We start from the raw sequence: 16,206 nt of genomic DNA on the forward strand, positions 1-16,206 counted from the left end.
GCTCTAATTATTTAAATTATTACATATTTAGCCGCATTTTTGGGGGGGATAGTTAAATTATCACGAAAAATTTTTACTCCTCAGAGCTGCGATTGAGGATATCCAGTTTTTTGTCAATTTTTCTGACCTGTTCTTTAATTTCTTTTTGGCCTTCTTCTAAAGACGCCGTTCTCGTTTCCAGTGCCTCCATTCTGCTTTCCAGCTCACTCATCCGTTCGGACAGATTTTTTTCCACGGATTTAATTTGGTCCGATAGTTCATGGATGGCCTGCAAAATCACATTCTGGTCAATTCCTTTATCCACTTTTTCACCTCCCTCATACGACAAATTATACGATATTTTTTGCCATGGGTCTATGGAAAACAAATGCCTGGAAAATTCGGTTTCAGGCTGCATGGCGCATCGTATGAATAGTACTCCGGCATTGAAAACGCATGCGATACAAAAATAAATGAACTTCTCATGTCCATATTCTCTGTATTTTTCAATGGCAGGCTGTTTCTGTGGGGAGTGAGTTTCAACCAACGATAATGAAGAAATTGAGTGATCGTTTTCGAAAAAACAATTTTCTCATCGAATTTTCTAAAGATGAATTCACCCGTATCAGAAGAAAGAGAACCTCCATCATTTGATAAATTATTTTGACGATTGAAATTTAGCGTTATTTGTGGTAAAGTAGCCGAATATATGAATCCTTTCTGATGGTTATTTCGTGGATGTTTTAACCTTATCAGAAATGGATTCTTTTTGTATTTATTTGATACATGGCCAGTTTAGCTGAATACCTTGATAGATATGGGATTTGGTGTTATCAAGGAAATTCTGTGAATCATTCTAGGAAAAACCACAACAATTAAAAAGCATACGCATTTTTACACAGATTGGAGTTGCAGCAGTCTATGGAGAACCAAAAAAAGACGGTGCAGGGCAGTGTGAAGTTTGCCCAGCAGCACCTGGCAAATGAGAGGACATTTCTTGCATGGATCCGCACAGCCATTTCCATTATTGGGGTTGGTTTTTTAACGACTTCCTTGCACTTCACCATAAGGATCGCCTCCAGTCCATATATTAATACACTCGCCATCCTTTTGGGCATTTTCGCATGTGTGATCGGATTTATCACTGGAATTACGGCGGCGTTGCAGTACGCAAGGAAAAGAAGAGAGATCGAGAAGGGTATTTTTGTTCCGGCAAATTTTTCTGTTCATTTTCTTACCATTATCTTCACTGTACTCATTTTTATGATTTTTGTGTACCTCATGTCTTTGCTGGTTATGTAATGTTGTTGTTCTGAGTATAATTCATGGTGGTTCCTCCTTGGATATCAATTGCTTCGAAGCTTTGCACACCTTGAACCATATCAGCGGGGTTTTTTGTGCAAACCTCAAATTTCTTTCATTACAGGAATGCTCTAATTGATTTCTTTGATACCTTTTTCAATCAGAAAAATTATTGCTGCGTCTGTTTTTGCTTTTGTCCAAATATATTAATAGAGGGATCGGCGTGCGATGCTGTTTTTCCGTTCTCGAAATGGATTGGCAAAGGCAGGGGTGACGTGTTTTTGTGATTTTAAAAATTTACTTGCTCAACCTGATTAGTGATCTGGATAATCTTCTTATTATTACAACCGTGGTCCGGAAATACGGCTATGAGCCAAAGCGTCTGTTTTTTTATATCGTTGTATGTCTGACAGCCAGCCGTACAATTTATGTTGCGATGATTCAGTATTTAACAGGGATTCCGGGATTCCGCGTCTTGTCAGGGATGATTCTCCTCTATATTGCTTTCCGTTTTGTAAGTTCCATCCAGCCTGATTCCGAGGCAAGGCCCGTTCCAAGCATCCCGGCCGCCAAAATGCTGTTAATTGTGCTTGCGGCTGATTTTCTCGTCTGTATGGACAGTGTTTTGATCACGTCCGGCATTTCCGCCAATTTGCTGTACACGATGGCTGGCATGGCCTTAAGCTTAACGACTGTACTCGCTTTCTTCGAGTTCTTTTCTGAAATACTGGACAAAATTTCATTGGTGCAGATTGTTGCCGGCGGTTTGATTGCACATGTTGCAATCACCGGCATCTTTAAAGATCCGGTAATGAAATACCCTGTGAGCTTACTGGAAAAAGTTTGGGGATTTCAATTAAACGAATGGATCAACTTCATTGCGCTGGATGCCGCCATCTTTTTGATATTAGCCGGGTTCATGATAAAGGCAAGAAACAGGACCTGACCAGATTCGCCGAAAGAAGAGCCGGCTGCCAGGATGCGCGAACGTCCGGGCCGGCAGCACAGTTTAAAAACAGCCCGCTTCCGGCAGCAAACAGCTCGGCGCGTTCGCAGCGATATACTGGATTGAAGTCCCGAAAGCCGGTCTTAGAGTGTCATATAGCAATGAAAAGCCCCCCTAGTTCGTGTGAAAGATTCCGCTCACGAACCGGGGGGGTTTGTTTCGTTACGGAGACAGCCTTCCTTACAGAGATGGGAAGTTCATTCGGAATAATAACAATTTTAAAAAATGCAAAGAATTCCGCTCAATGATTTGACATTTTGGCTAATGCGTTACGGATCAAAACAAGCTAATATGAATTTATACAAATCAGAAAGTTCATTTAAAGGGGCAATCAGAATGACTGAAAAAATCCCTGCCACTGAAGTGATGGTGGCTGAATTGAAGGAATGGGACAAAAAATATGGCTCTTCGTTCTTTGGTATGGGGAAAGATAAAATCATAGTCGGTTTGACATGGAGCCTCTGCGGGCATGATTACGAAGCCAAGCCGCCAATTAATAAGGAAAATTGGCTTTCGCACAACAGTCTATCATGCCCGCCACTCCATGTAAAACCTCCGAAGCTACTTCTTCTTCCCACATGATTTAGCGAGGAAGCAAAAATATTTTATTCACCCGGTGACATCCCCCAGGATCCATGCAAAAGAGAGGCCGCCGATTATTTGTGGGACTTTTCCTATACACCGGGTTTCTGAAACAATGCTTCATCGCTGCCAAAGCGAGGGATTTTTTTGCGGATTAAATAGAAACACAACTTTTTTCCTATATAAATTGGTTTTATCACAACTATATTCCTAAAATGGTAAATTTTCTATGAGATTACAGTTGAATTACGTTTTCATAGAATGATTGAAAGTAGCAATGTATTTTTTTAAAATAGGATTTGTCAGTGAAACAAACCATGACCCTTAATATATAGCCAATGAAAATTTTTTTAAACATCCAGGAGGTTTTCGATCTTGACTCGAAAAAAAGTATTGTCTGTTACCGCCGGCATGACATTAGCGTCTTTAATTGTAGGTTCTGCATCAACGGAAGCAGCTACATACACGGTCAAAAAAGGAGATTCGTTGTGGAAGATTTCCCAACAATACCATACAACGGTTTCCCAAATTAAAAGTGATAACCATTTGACAGGCGATATTATTTATCCGAATCAGAAATTTAAGGTGCCGTCTAATACACCAAAAAAATATAAAATTGTATCAGGGGACACGCTTTCCGCCATTGCAAAAAAATACGGCGTTAAAGTATCCCAATTGAAAGAGTGGAACCATTTAAACTCTGATTTAATTTATGCCGGAGATATCCTGAAAATTAACAGTTCTTCCGCTACAACCAGCAGTACTGCCAATAGTACTGCCAACAGTACTGCGAATCGTAACGCCAACAACAGCACTGCCAACAGCAGCGCTGCAAATAACACCGCCAAAAGTGCTGCGGCGCAAAGAAGCACAGCGCCAAACGGCACATATAAAATTGTATCAGGGGACACGCTTTCCGGCGTTGCGCAAAAATTCGGCGTGACCGTCTCCCAATTGAAAGAATGGAACCATTTAAGCTCTGATTGGATTGTTGCCGGAAGTGCTTTAAAAGTGGACGGCCCATCCAGTGCTGCAAGCAGCTCGAATGGAAGCAACACGCAATCCAATCAATCGTCTGGCACAGCAAGCAGCTCTTCTAACGCAGGAAGCGCAAGTTCACAGACAAGCGGTTCGTCCAGCACGGCAAGCAGTTCGTCCAACAATTCGGGCAGCACAACTGCAAATGGTTCAACCAGCACGCAAAGCAGTTCACAAGCGGGCAGCTCACAATCTAATCAATCGTCCGGTACTGCAAGCAGTTCGTCTAACGCCGGGAGCAGCTCAAATGGAAGCAGTTCATCCAGCTCGGCAAGCACAAGCAGCTCACAAGCAAGCGGCTCAAGGTCCGTTTCCAAAAACGTTGTATCAAGTTCAAATTCAGGCTCTTACAGCGGCTCTGCAGTGGCACAAATTGCACAAAAATATATCGGCGCACCATACCGTTTCGGTGGCACAACGCCAGCCGGATTTGACTGCAGCGGTTTTGTTTACTATGTACTTAAAGAGGCCGGCAAATCCATTGGCCGTCTGGATGCAGCAGGATTCTACAGCAACTCCTACAGAGTAAGCAACCCGCAGCCCGGGGATCTCATTTTCTTTGAAAATACCTACAAATCCGGAATCTCGGACGTCGGTATCTATCTCGGAAACAACCAGTTTATCTCTGATTCGGACAAGAGCGTCTCAATCAAAAGCTTAAGCAACCCTTACTGGAACTCCCATTTCAACAGCATCAGGAGACTCTATTAAGATAAAAAAAGCCGGCAGCATGCCGGCTTTTTGTTTTAATGTTTTCTGTTACAGTTTACAAAGCGGAAAATCTCTAAAAAGAATTCCTATTTTATTACTGCAACAGTCCTGATCGCTGTAACAACTCCTTTAATTTTTCTAATTTCTCTTTGCTAAGTTGGGGCTTGCTGAATAAGCAAAAATTCCAGATTTGGCAAGGATTTTGGCTACTTTTGTCGAATATAAAGTGTAAGGATTTCAAAGGAAACATGTAAAAAACTATAATGGACCCATAAAACTAGACACGAAATGAGGAGATGTTAAAGTAGGTTTATGAGAAAACAATATACGCCAGAATTTACAACTCAAGTCGTGCTAGAGGTCTTAAAAGAAGAAAAAACGATGAACGAAATTGCTTCTGCTCATGGAATTCATGTAAACCAAATCCGCCAGTGTCGAAACGCTTTTCTTTCTTGAACAGATGCCCAAAGTCTTTGAAAAAGGCAACAAAAAAGTTGATAAAATGAAAGCGGGAAACAACTGGAATGCTTATCTTTTCTTGATGCAGCGCTTTACAGTCCCCAATTACTTTAGTAAACTAAATAAAGTAATTGATTCCAGGAGGCGTTCCGTTATGGAAGATAGCAAAATGGACCAGTTCCTTACGCATTGGCGGTATATTAACCGGCATCTGCGGGAAGGGCGGCTGGCAAATGAAGATAAAAAGATTACACGTTTACAGTGGATATTGTTGCGGCATGTCGGCAGGTCCGGGCAGTGCACGATGGGGAGCCTTGCCGACCATTTCAATGTCAGCATGAGCACGGTGTCGCAAATGATCGACCGGCTTGAAAAATGGGGATACGCCCGGCGCGTGGCGTCAGCCCGCGATGGCCGCGTAAAAATGGTGTCCCTGACAGAAAAAGGAGAAGAAATCATTAAGGAAGCAAAAACCGCTTATCTCCAGCAGCTGAGCAATGGATTAAGCCAATTCTCAGAAGCGGAGCAGGAACTGTTTATTGGATTTCTGCAGCGGCTTGCTGAGAATTTAAAAGTGTCAAAAGGCGATCACCAGACGGATAAAAAGGCGTAAGCAAAAATTGATTTCCGCAACGTTAAAAGGTGGAATGATCCGATGCATTTTTTAAACAAGTATGCCAAAAAGTACTGGAAACTTTTTAGTACGGCTGTTTTCTTTTTAATGTGTGAAGCACTCTGCGATTTGATGCAGCCGGCGATCCTGTCAAAAATCATTGATGTCGGTGTGGCATCCGGAAATATGCCATATGTGTTAAAGATGGGCGGCGTGATGTTATTCATCACAGCGTGCGGCGCGGTTGCCGCCTCATTAAGGAGCACGCTCGCAAGCATCGTGTCGCAAAACTTTGGGGCGGAATTGCGGTCGGATTTGTTCCGGAAAATCCAGGCGCTTTCTTTCCAAAGCATCAATCAATTTGACCGGGCCTCACTCATCACGCGGCTTACCAATGACGTCACCCAGGTACAGAACTTTATCAATGGTTTAATGCGCATGTTTGTCAAAGCGCCGCTATTGGCAATCGGCGCCTTGATCATGGCAGTCCGGCTGGACCCGCAGCTTTCTGTGGTGCTGGCAGTTGTTGTGCCGATTGTCATTATTTTCATTATAACGAACATGAGATTGGGCTTTCCATTGTTTATGAAGGTGCAAAAAGCGCTCGACCGCGTGAACGGCATCATGAGGGAATATTTATCCGGTGTCCGTGTTGTGAAGGCTTTTAACCGGTTTCAATTTGAAGTGGAAAAATTCAGCGTGGCAAACCGCCGCCTGCAAGAACGCTCGGCTTCTTCGATCCGAATTATGTCCATCTTCAGCCCGGCGATCTTGCTTACGGTCAATATCGGCATTGTCGCAATTTTATGGATGGGCGGCTTCGGGGTGGACAATGGCACAATGAAAGTCGGCCATATTATTGCTTTTATCAATTATATGACGCAAATTTCAACATCGCTGATGATGATCTCCATGGTGTTTAACATGTTTGTCCGGGCAAGGGCCTCCACTTTTCGGATCGGTGAAGTATTTGCCATAGAAGAAAAAACCTCCCCGAACAGATTGAAACATGAAGTAACGGGTGAAAAAGGGAGAATTGATTTTGAAAATGTCACTTTTTCCTATACCGGACAAGTGCAGGATGCGGTTTTGAAAAATATCACGTTTACCATTTATCCGGGTGAAACTGTTGGCATTATCGGCTCAACCGGATCGGGAAAAAGCACAATGGTGAATCTCATTCCGCGCTTTTACGATGTTACGGGCGGGTCCCTTAAAGTAGATGGTATGGATGTCCGGCATTTTCATCCGCATGATCTGCGTGAAAAAATTGCGATCGTTCCGCAGAAAAACATCCTTTTTACCGGCAGCATCCGTGAAAATATCCAATGGGGAAATGGCCGGGCGGGAATGGATGAGGTCGAACATGCTGCAAGACTGGCTGAGGCACATGACTTCATTGCGGCTGCACCTGAAGGCTATGATACGTTAATTGGCCAGAGCGGCGTCAATTTTTCCGGCGGGCAGAAGCAGCGCATTTCGATTGCCCGCGCATTGGTGAGGCATCCGGAAATTCTCATTCTTGACGATAGTACAAGTGCGGTGGATGTTGCGACTGAAATGCGGATCAAGGCAGCGTTAAAAAAATATGCGAAAGGGCTGACTTGCCTTTTGATTGCCCAGCGCATTACTTCTGTGATGGACACGGACAAAATTATCGTGTTGGATAAGGGGGAAGTTGCGGGCTTGGGCACGCATGAGGAGCTTCTCAGAACCTCTCAGGTTTATCAGGAAATTTACCAATCGCAAATGGGTAAGGAAGTGTTGCAGGATGGCCGGACAAACGAACGGATATAAGGGAAATCAGGCACCGGGGCTTTTTTTGCGGATGGGCCGTCCGGGCGGGGGAGGTGCGGCACGGTTCAGGGGCCCGGCCGAGAAACCAAAGCATTTTAAAGGGACGTTAAAACGGCTTTGGGCCTATTTTGGCAGGGAAAGAAACTGGCTGTCTGTCATTCTTGCATTGATTGTGGCCGACTCCGTCCTTACGCTGTGCATTCCCTATTTTATCGGCAGGGCCGTTGATGCCATGCCGCCGGGCAGAAAGGTCAATTTTAACCTGCTTGAAATCATGGTTTTTGTTCTTACAGCGGCTTATATTGCAGATGCTGCCTTAACCTTTTTGCAAGGCTGGCTGATGGCCGGTGTTTCGCAACGGATTGTGCAGCGTTTGCGCAGCCATCTGTTTCAAAAGCTGCAAAAACTCCCGGTTGCTTTTTTTGACGCGAGGCCCCACGGTGAACTGATGAGCCGCCTGTCGAATGACATAGACAACGTGAGCAATACCATTTCCCAATCGGCGACGCAGCTCATGTCGGGGGTCATTACCCTTCTCGGTACTCTCATCATGATGATCATTTTAAGCCCGGTTTTAACGGTTGCAAGCCTGTGTACGGTTCCGCTCGTGTTTTTGCTGACGCGGACAATTGCCAAGAGGACTTCAGTGCTGTTTAAAAATAACCAGGCGGAACTCGGCCGGCTAAACGGGCATATTGAAGAAACAATCTCGGGGATTGAGGTGGTCAAAGCTTTTAACCATGAAGAAAAAGCAATCAAGGCGTTTGAAGAGGTGAACCAGTCCTTGCTTAAGGTCGGGCTGAGGGCGCAAATCTGGACCGGGTTTCTTATGCCGCTTATGAACGTGATTAACAACTTCGGCTTTGCCATGGTTGCCGTTGTCGGCGGGGTTCTGGCTTTGAAGAGCATGATTACTGTCGGCGTAATCGCAAGTTTTCTGACGTATTCCCGGCAGTTTGTGCGGCCGCTCAATAACTTGGCGAATATTTTTAACGTCCTCCAGTCAGGGGTTGCCGGGGCCGAACGGGTTTTTGACATACTGGATGAAAAAGAAGAGCCGGAAGATGCAAAGGATGCTGTCGTGCTCCGGGAGCCAAAAGGCCATGTTGTGTTTGAAAATGTGAGCTTCGGGTATCGCGAGGATGTGCCGATTATAAAAAATATCAGCTTTGAGGCAAAGCCGGGCACGCGTACGGCGCTGGTCGGGCCTACCGGATCCGGAAAAACGACGATTGTGAACCTTTTGACCCGGTTTTACGATGTCACGGAAGGCCGGATTTTCATTGACGGCACGGATATTCGTACATATACGCGGGATAGTCTGAGAAGAAGTTTTGGTTTTGTCCTTCAGGATACGTATTTATTTTCAGGCACCATCAAGGAAAATATCAAATACGGGAATCCTGAAGCGACGGATGAAGAAGTCGAAGAAGCGGCACGGCTTGCCCATGCCGATATTTTTATCAACCGGATGCCCGATAAATATGAAACCGTTTTGTCGGAAAACGGCGGCAACTTGAGCCAGGGACAGCGCCAGCTTTTGGCCATCGCAAGGGTTTTTCTGGCAAAGCCGGCTTTGCTTATACTGGATGAGGCAACGAGCAGCATCGATACACGGACAGAACGGCATATCCAGGATGCGCTCCTTTCGATTATGGAGGGCCGCACGAGTTTCATCATCGCCCACCGCCTGAATACGATCCGCGATGCCGATCATATTATGGTGATTGACCACGGGCAAATCATTGAACAAGGCAGCCATGACGAACTAATGGCACGCCGCGGACGGTATTATCACATGTTTTACAACCAATTTAAGAATGTGGAAGAGGGGTAGAAACACAGCCTGTTTCTTTACGTAATTTGTTCAATAGAAGAGACAGGCGTGGCCATTTGCTGACGAAAATGACCGTGAAAAAAAACGGATGTTCCCCCCATTTCCTGAAGCGGGTTCAAAACGCCCCCAATCCGGCTCAGGCTGGGGGCGTTTTTTCAATCATACATCAAATATTTTTCCCGTTTTTTCTTCCAGGCACCCAAGTCCCTTTGCCATTTTTGGGCAATGGTTTTAAGGGAAGTGCCGCGGTTGATATCCTGCCTGACCCAGCCGTTTCCAATCAGCTGGTCAAAATAAGAAATGCCGTTTTTGTCTTCTGCCCGGAAAGCGAATTGGCCGGGATACAGGTCATGGATCGTTTTGACCATTGCAACGCCGGTTTCAACAGACTGGTAAGCATTGCGGTCCGTGACATGGATTTGGATCCCGTTTGCGAGCTTGCCGGTCCATTTTGAGGTTGTTGGTGTAAAAGACGCGCTCCGGAAGCGGACGCCCGGCAAACCGAGGGCATTCAATTTCTCCGCTAGCAAGTCCCCGTCAATGAACGGTGCCCCGATCAACTCAAACGGGCGGGTCGTACCCCTGCCTTCCGAAATATTTGTCCCTTCAATGAGCGCCGCACCAGGATAGACGATCGCCGTTTCCAATGTCGGCATGTTCGGGGACGGCATCACCCACTGGAGCGGGGTGCCATCCGCGTACATATCCCTGTGCCAGCCTTTCATCGGCACAACTGTGAGACCTGCGCCGATTCCGCATTCTTTGTTAAAATATTTGGCAAGCTCTCCCGCTGTCATCCCATGGCGGAGCGCGATCGGGTACATTCCGACAAAAGAAGAATAGGCTGGATCAAGCACCGGCCCCTCGACTTTCGCGCCGCCAATCGGGTTCGGGCGGTCGAGCACGATGAACGGGATGCCTTTTTCCTTCGCTGCTTCCATCGCATAGGCCATTGTGTAAATATAAGTGTAAAATCTTGCGCCAACATCCTGAATATCAAAGACAAGCACATCGACATCCTTCAGCATTTCAGGTGTCGGCTTTTTCGTTTCGCCGTACAAACTGTAAACCGGAAGCCCCGTTTTCGGATCTGTATAAAACGGGACATAGGCGCCGGCGTCCGCACTGCCGCGCACCCCGTGTTCCGGGCCAAAAAGGGCGGTCAAATGAATATCCGGATTCCTGGCAAATCTGTCGACGATACTGTTTAATGACTGGTCGACACCGGTCGGGTTTGTGATCAGCCCGACCCGTTTTCCTTTTAGCAAATGGACCTTATCTTTCAAAAGAACGTCGGCACCGAGCTGAAAAGAATGGTGTTTTTGTTTTTCATGCGGCTGATTGCCCCGGGCCGCATGCACCACGGCCAGGCAGCTGAAAGAGATCATAAGCGCCAATATGGCAGCGAGCCTTTTCATCCATTTTCCCCCCTTAACGGTTCCGCAAAGCCCAATCACGGCTTGTAAAAGATACTTTCGCAATTTTTCCGTGTGAGACGATGGACGGATGGAGCACATACCAGCCGCGGCCGTTCACTGACCCGTCGGTTTCATACACAAAGCGGATATGTTTCGTGCCAGCAGGGAGCGGGATAGACATCTGCCGCCAGTTGCCGCTTGATCCGGTTAAAGCATTGCCGGCTTTCGTCCAGTTTTTCCCGTCTGTTGAAACCTCCACTTTCCCAAAGTCTGCGTTTTGCTCGATACGGTACCAGGTCCAAAAACGGAGAAACGCCGGCCTTTTCAAGTCAACATCCGCCTCCAGCACAGCTTTTCTATTGTCGCCGTAACCGGCAAACCATGCGCCGCGTTTATCCGGAACGTTAACCGGGATGGCGTCCGCCGCAAGCCGGGCAACAGATCGCCTGATTCCGTTTGTCGAGACAGTGTCCCGGGTCGGATGAACGCGGTTGGTCAATAAAATGACCGTTGTTTGGTTTTTCGGGCTGATCACGATCGATGTGCCGGTGTAGCCGGTATGGCCCATTGTGTTTGTATCGGAGAGCGCATCCATGTACCATCCCTGGTTTAATTCAAAGCCGGGCCCGTGATCATCGCCGGGAAAAGCGCTGTTCATATTCTGTTCCATCAGCCGGACCGTTTCCGGTTTTAAAATCCGGGCACCCGCATATTTGCCATTTTGCAAAATCGTTTGCGCAAGGATAGCGAGGTCATGTGCGGTGGAAAAAACGCCCGCATGCCCGGCAACGCCATCCAGCGCCCACGCGTTTTCGTCATGCACCTGCCCCCGGATCATCCCTCTTCCAGTCCACGGCTGAAATTCCGTTGCGGCAATGCGCGCCTTTAACGAAGCGGGCGGATTATACATCGTATCGCGCATGCCGAGAGGGGCGGTAATGTGCGTTTTTACATAAGCATCCAGCCGCTGCCCGCTCACAACTTCAACCAAAACGCCCAGCGTAATCATGTTTAAATCGCTGTACGTGTACGCCGTTCCCGGGGGATTTTGCAGCCCGTGCTTCAGAACGATTTCGAGCCGGTCTTTGCGGGATGTTCCCATTTTATAAACCGGGATTCCCGCCTCAAACCCGGAAGTATGCGTCAACAGCTGGCGGATGGTCACGTTCTCCTTTCCGTTTTCCGCGAATACAGGAATATATTTTGCGACAGGGTCATCAAGCGCAAATTTCCGCTTTTCAAACAGCTGCATGGCTGCAATGGATGTAAACAATTTGCTGATCGAAGCAATGTCGTAAATGGTGTTTGTTTTTGCAAGGACCGGGGCAGATGCTTCTGTAAACTGGTTGTCTGTATAACGGTATGCATATCCGTATGCCTGTTCTTTTGCGATCGTGCCTTTCCTTGCGACAAGCACAACAGCGCCCGGCATGGCTTTTTGCGCAATCGCGTCATTTACCGCTCTGTCAATGTCTGTGAGCGGGCCTTGGGACATTCCGGCAGACGCGGGCGTTCCTTTATGCAGTATTGCTGAGCTTTTTCCGGGTGCATCCCAGGAAGACGGGTGGCCATGATATCCGGATGCAAAGTCAAGAGACGGAATGGCCCCGGCTGCCAACAAAATGATGCATCCAACCCATAAAACGAATTTTACCCCTTTGTTCTTCAAGCAAGTCCCCCCCTTTTAGTAATGAAGACCGTGGCCGAACGGAGCGTACCCCGGAATGGTGACAGGCAATTTTCCGCCGGGGTTGATTTCGCCTGTGAGCGCTTTTGCAGCGGATTGTACAGAAACGCTGCGGTTTCCATAGGCCAGAAGATTCGCGTCCACATCAGGCGCGCCCATGATGTCGTAAGGATTGCCCATTGAAACCATTACAACCGGTTTGCCTGTTTTTTTCAGCGCTCTTAAAAATGCCTGTTGCGCGGTATTGGTATTTGCATTGTAAGCGGCGGCGACAATCACGTCGGCATTTTGTGCTTTTCCAACTGCCGTAGCTGTTTCTGCCTGTGTTGGCGCAGCCGCTGTGCTCGTATTTTCGGTTATAAACCCTTTTTCTTTCAGAAGGCCGGCAAGGCGGCTGCTGTTTGCAACAGATGGGCCGGTTACGAATATTTTTTTCGTTTGATTCAGCGGCAATATTTGATTTTCGTTTTTAACCATTGTGATGCTTTCGTCCGCCATTTTTTGTGCGGCTTTCAAATGTTCAGGGGTGCCGAAATAGCTTAGCGATTTTTCAGATGTAAACGGGTTCCGGACAATGCCGCGTTCATATTTCACCCGTAAAATTCTCGCGACAGATTCATCCAGGCGTTTCCGGCTGATTTCTCCGGTTTTTACTGCATTTCGCACAGCATTCCAGGCCACTTCCACATCGGGCGGATTGAGTAAAATATCCGCGCCCGCATTGAATGCTGCTACCGGTACTTGGCCGGGGGGAAGGACGTTTGCGCCGGACATATCGAGGCTGTCGGTCACAATCAGCCCGTCGTAACTCAGTTTTTCACGGAGGAGGCCGGTCATGATCTTTTTCGAAAGCGTCGCCGGCAGGCCGGAACCATCGAGTGCCGGTACAACAATGTGCGCGGTCATGATTGCGTCAACGCCGGAAGCAATCGCGGCCTTAAACGGTTTTAAATCCACATGATTTAATGTTTTCAAGTCGTGATGGATGACAGGCAGGCCGTAATGGGAATCGACATTCGTATCCCCGTGGCCCGGAAAGTGTTTGCCGGTGGCGGCTACATTTTGGCTTTGAAATCCTGCAATTTGGGCAATGCCAAGTGATGCGACAAGGTCCGGATTTTCTGAATATGAACGGACGCCGATCACCGGGTTGGCCGGATTTACATTGACATCGAGATCCGGGGCAAAGTCCATATTGATGCCGAGACTTTTCAGTTCTACCGCCATGATCTCTGCAGCCTTTTTCGCGTTGGCTGCAGACCTGGTTGCTGCGAGTGCCATATTCCCCGGGAAAACGGCTCCCGGTTCGAGTACACGGGCAACCGCGCCGCCTTCCTGGTCCGTAGAAATAAAGAGCGGAATGCGGGGCTTTTGTTTTAACGCAATTTTCTGTAGCCCGTTGGATAACTGCTGCACTTGTCTGGCATCAACAGGGGTGCTGATATTATCCGACCAGTTGAAATAGATGACGCCGCCAATATGGTATTTTTCGATGATTTCTTTGAAGTTTGTGCCGCCACGCCCTTTTTCGATATTCGTTTCGGCGTAGGCGGGATCCTCCGGTGTTTTTCCGTAAGCATGAACAATGAACAGCTGCCCGACTTTTTCCTCGACTGTCATCTTTTTCAATTCATGAGACACCCAGCGTTCTTTTGCCCTTGTTCTCCAATGCCCATCCTGTTTCGCTTGTCCACGGAATCCGGGCATAAGCGAAAACAACAACGCAAAACATACGACAAACAATCCGGATCTTTTCAAAAACGCCATCCCTCCCTTTTGTAATCCCTTTCATTTTTAGTCTACCAGCCTAAAGAAGCATGTCCATCCGTCTTTTTGCTTATGTTTTCCAGGCCGGGACGGTTTTAATATAGATGTTCATGTATCCGGATAAACCGCACCGCCGGAAAAATTGAAAACCAGCCGGAAATTTTCTGGATGTGCATGCCTGTCATATCGGGAACGGCGAGTGCAGCAAATGGGGGAGCGGGCACAGGGATGATGGAAATGGAGAGAGTAGAGTAGCAGCTAAAGTGAAAAAATGCCCGGACCTCTGATATAATTAGGTTTGTTCAGAAAAACCAACCAAAAAGGTGGGGGGATTTTTTCTTTTCCAAAATACGAGTAAATGTTACCAAGTGTCTCCTGTTTTTCTGTTGCCGAGGAATGGGGTTTGCTTGAACAATTGCATCCTTTAAGCAAAATATTTATGTATCTGAGACAAGTTGGTAAATTGCTCCTGATTGTTCTGTTTCGGGGGGCTTTAGATGTTTTTCCGGGCCACAATACACTTTTTTAACGGCTTTCTGAAAGAAGTCTCCCATCCTCAAGGAATGTGAAGGTGCGAATCGCACCAATGAGTAGGTGGGAGATGAATTTCGGTTGGCTTTAGCCAAAGGTTTTGATCTAACCAGTCTTAGATGGAATAAAGGATTGATATACCAATGAAATTAGATAGTAATAATCATTCAGTATTCTTACTGCATTATCACCTTGTATTGGTTGTAAAATACCGTAGACAAGTGTTCGATAGCGAAATATCTGATTTTGCAAAAGATATGTTCGCTGAGATTGGAAGTAAATACAATATTTCTTTAGTGGAATGGAATCATGATAAAGACCATATCCACATCTTATTCAAAGCAAATCCTAACTCTGAACTATCAAAGTTCATCAACGCCTATAAGAGTGCAAGTTCTCGACTGATAAAAAGAGACTTTCCACATATAAGAAAAAAACTATGGAAAAAATGTTTTGGTCAAGAAGTTTCTGCCTACTTACAACAGGCGGCGCTCCAATAGATACCATCAAAAAATATATTGAAAATCAAGGTCAAAAGTGAGGTGAATGGATATGGCCAAGCAAAACAAAGCTTTCAAGTTTCGTTTGTTACCAAACAAAGAACAATCCGCATTATTAGCTAAGAGATTTGGTTGTGTTCGCTTTATCTACAATAAGATGTTAGCTGAACGCAAAGAAACGTATGAAAAGTTCAAGGATGATAAAGAATTGCTTAAAAAGCAAAAGTTTCCGACTCCTGCAAAATATAAAAGTGAATTTCCATTCCTAAAAGAAGTGGATTCTTTAGCTTTGGCAAATGCACAAATGAACTTACAGACTGCTTATAAGAATTTCTTTGAAGGAAATGCGGATTTTCCAAAGATATAATCCTGGTTGTAGCAACGGATTTTCACTATTTGTCGACTGGCATGGCGCCTGTTTGTTTCAATTTCCTGCTACATAAGTGAGCGTGTTTTGGTTTTTGAAGAAATAAAAAAACAGGCCCTCTTTATAAAGAGCCTGTTTTTATCATTTTCTCTACATTAAGCTTTTTCAACGTTTGCTGCTTGTGGCCCGCGGGATCCTTGTTCAACATCAAAAGTTACTTTTTGACCTTCGTCTAAAGTTTTGAAGCCCTCACCTTGGATAGCAGAGAAGTGAACGAATACATCGTCTCCACCATTGCGTTCGATAAAGCCGAAGCCTTTTTCTCCGTTAAACCATTTCACTGTACCTTGTTCCATTTATATTGCCTCCTGGTGTGCAACTGCACACAATGTGTTACTATCCTTGTCCAAGGTGGTCATCAAGATGAAAAGTCTTATACTATGCCATTCTTTACACCGAACAAAAATAATTCTTCTTAAGTATAGCGCAGAAGAAAGAAGTTTACAACCATTTTGTTTTGTTAACAGTTCTGAAGAGTAAATTCATCAGTTTTTAGATGTTTTATGATAAAATGACTTATCCACATTTAGAAAATTTTTCCATCTATTTTTT

The 16,206-nt window shown here is 46.0% G+C and carries 13 protein-coding genes and 3 pseudogenes; 10 read left to right on the forward strand and 6 right to left on the reverse strand.

The features are described from left to right. Window positions 1-73: 73 nt before the first annotated feature. The gene (locus IC21_RS03125) at window positions 74-304 is read right to left on the reverse strand and encodes a hypothetical protein (RefSeq protein ID WP_035180453.1); all 231 of its coding nucleotides are present in this window, start codon (window positions 302-304) and stop codon (window positions 74-76) included. A 227-nt stretch (window positions 305-531) separates the two neighbouring features. Beyond that, window positions 532-690, reverse strand: a pseudogene (locus IC21_RS16665) (IS1380 family transposase); the annotation flags it as partial. A gap of 210 nt (window positions 691-900) precedes the next feature. Here IC21_RS16665 and IC21_RS03130 point away from each other — a divergent pair. The 8 genes from IC21_RS03130 to IC21_RS03160 all read left to right on the forward strand — a co-directional run bounded on the left by IC21_RS03130 (window position 901) and on the right by IC21_RS03160 (window position 9,324). After that, entirely contained in the window at window positions 901-1,281 is a 381-nt protein-coding gene (locus tag IC21_RS03130; RefSeq protein ID WP_017553073.1) for a YidH family protein, read from the forward strand. Window positions 1,282-1,564: 283 nt separating this feature from the next. After that, window positions 1,565-2,227 (forward strand): TerC family protein, encoded by a 663-nt coding sequence (locus tag IC21_RS03135; protein ID WP_029141848.1) that lies wholly within the window; start codon window positions 1,565-1,567, stop codon window positions 2,225-2,227. Between the two features lie 396 nt (window positions 2,228-2,623). Continuing rightward, complete coding sequence (locus IC21_RS03140; protein ID WP_029141847.1) at window positions 2,624-2,869, forward strand: hypothetical protein; 246 nt, start codon at window positions 2,624-2,626, stop codon at window positions 2,867-2,869. 375 nt (window positions 2,870-3,244) lie between these two features. Then, window positions 3,245-4,618 carry a C40 family peptidase gene (locus tag IC21_RS03145; protein WP_029141846.1) on the forward strand — a complete coding sequence of 458 codons (1,374 nt, stop codon included), beginning with the start codon at window positions 3,245-3,247 and terminating at the stop codon, window positions 4,616-4,618. 312 nt (window positions 4,619-4,930) lie between these two features. Beyond that, on the forward strand, window positions 4,931-5,074 hold the full coding sequence (locus IC21_RS17660; RefSeq protein WP_080565266.1) for a transposase: 144 nt from the start codon (window positions 4,931-4,933) through the stop codon (window positions 5,072-5,074). Between the two features lie 157 nt (window positions 5,075-5,231). Beyond that, window positions 5,232-5,690 (forward strand): MarR family winged helix-turn-helix transcriptional regulator, encoded by a 459-nt coding sequence (locus IC21_RS03150; RefSeq protein WP_013860517.1) that lies wholly within the window; start codon window positions 5,232-5,234, stop codon window positions 5,688-5,690. A 42-nt stretch (window positions 5,691-5,732) separates the two neighbouring features. Next, the gene (locus IC21_RS03155; protein WP_029142957.1) at window positions 5,733-7,487 is read left to right on the forward strand and encodes an ABC transporter ATP-binding protein; all 1,755 of its coding nucleotides are present in this window, start codon (window positions 5,733-5,735) and stop codon (window positions 7,485-7,487) included. Then, window positions 7,462-9,324, forward strand: coding sequence for an ABC transporter ATP-binding protein (locus IC21_RS03160; RefSeq protein ID WP_029142956.1), 1,863 nt, complete (start codon window positions 7,462-7,464; stop codon window positions 9,322-9,324). The genes IC21_RS03155 and IC21_RS03160 overlap by 26 nt, the downstream gene beginning before the upstream one ends. A 155-nt stretch (window positions 9,325-9,479) precedes the next feature. On the opposite strand, the gene IC21_RS03165 is transcribed toward IC21_RS03160, so the two are convergent. From IC21_RS03165 to IC21_RS03175, 3 genes are read right to left on the reverse strand one after another with little or no spacing between them, the layout of a single operon-like run. Next, window positions 9,480-10,742: an exo-beta-N-acetylmuramidase NamZ family protein gene (locus IC21_RS03165; RefSeq protein ID WP_029142955.1), complete on the reverse strand. Its 1,263-nt coding sequence runs from the start codon at window positions 10,740-10,742 to the stop codon at window positions 9,480-9,482. A 13-nt stretch (window positions 10,743-10,755) separates the two neighbouring features. After that, window positions 10,756-12,411, reverse strand: a complete 1,656-nt coding sequence (locus IC21_RS03170; RefSeq protein WP_035180455.1) for a serine hydrolase domain-containing protein — start codon at window positions 12,409-12,411, stop codon at window positions 10,756-10,758. Window positions 12,412-12,426: 15 nt separating this feature from the next. Further along, window positions 12,427-14,196, reverse strand: a complete 1,770-nt coding sequence (locus IC21_RS03175; protein ID WP_234969607.1) for a glycoside hydrolase family 3 protein — start codon at window positions 14,194-14,196, stop codon at window positions 12,427-12,429. A 674-nt stretch (window positions 14,197-14,870) separates the two neighbouring features. On the opposite strand from IC21_RS03175, the pseudogene tnpA reads away from it, so the two are divergent. Together tnpA and IC21_RS03185 are read left to right on the forward strand one after the other, a co-directional pair. Further along, a pseudogene (gene tnpA, locus IC21_RS03180) lies at window positions 14,871-15,196 on the forward strand (IS200/IS605 family transposase); the annotation flags it as partial. Window positions 15,197-15,279: 83 nt separating this feature from the next. Further along, window positions 15,280-15,588 (forward strand): annotated as a pseudogene (locus IC21_RS03185) (helix-turn-helix domain-containing protein); the annotation flags it as partial. A gap of 161 nt (window positions 15,589-15,749) precedes the next feature. Here the strand turns inward: IC21_RS03185 and IC21_RS03190 are convergent. After that, window positions 15,750-15,950: a cold-shock protein gene (locus IC21_RS03190; protein ID WP_014097018.1), complete on the reverse strand. Its 201-nt coding sequence runs from the start codon at window positions 15,948-15,950 to the stop codon at window positions 15,750-15,752. Window positions 15,951-16,206: the final 256 nt, after the last annotated feature.

Origin of the sequence: Heyndrickxia coagulans DSM 1 = ATCC 7050 (assembly GCF_000290615.1) — a bacterium.
In the GTDB taxonomy this organism is placed as follows: domain Bacteria; phylum Bacillota; class Bacilli; order Bacillales; family Bacillaceae_C; genus Weizmannia; species Weizmannia coagulans.

Excerpts from the sequence above, each read along its gene's own strand:
- IC21_RS03155 (WP_029142957.1), top strand. The coding sequence starts at position 5,733 with ATGCATTTTTTAAACAAGTATGCCAAAAAGTACTGGAAACTTTTTAGT.
- IC21_RS03150 (WP_013860517.1), top strand. The coding sequence starts at position 5,232 with ATGGAAGATAGCAAAATGGACCAGTTCCTTACGCATTGGCGGTATATT.
- IC21_RS03130 (WP_017553073.1), top strand. The coding sequence starts at position 901 with ATGGAGAACCAAAAAAAGACGGTGCAGGGCAGTGTGAAGTTTGCCCAG.
- IC21_RS03175 (WP_234969607.1), bottom strand. The coding sequence starts at position 14,196 with ATGGCGTTTTTGAAAAGATCCGGATTGTTTGTCGTATGTTTTGCGTTG.
- IC21_RS03190 (WP_014097018.1), bottom strand. The coding sequence starts at position 15,950 with ATGGAACAAGGTACAGTGAAATGGTTTAACGGAGAAAAAGGCTTCGGC.
- IC21_RS03165 (WP_029142955.1), bottom strand. The coding sequence starts at position 10,742 with ATGAAAAGGCTCGCTGCCATATTGGCGCTTATGATCTCTTTCAGCTGC.
- IC21_RS03160 (WP_029142956.1), top strand. The coding sequence starts at position 7,462 with ATGGCCGGACAAACGAACGGATATAAGGGAAATCAGGCACCGGGGCTT.
- IC21_RS17660 (WP_080565266.1), top strand. The coding sequence starts at position 4,931 with ATGAGAAAACAATATACGCCAGAATTTACAACTCAAGTCGTGCTAGAG.
- IC21_RS03140 (WP_029141847.1), top strand. The coding sequence starts at position 2,624 with ATGACTGAAAAAATCCCTGCCACTGAAGTGATGGTGGCTGAATTGAAG.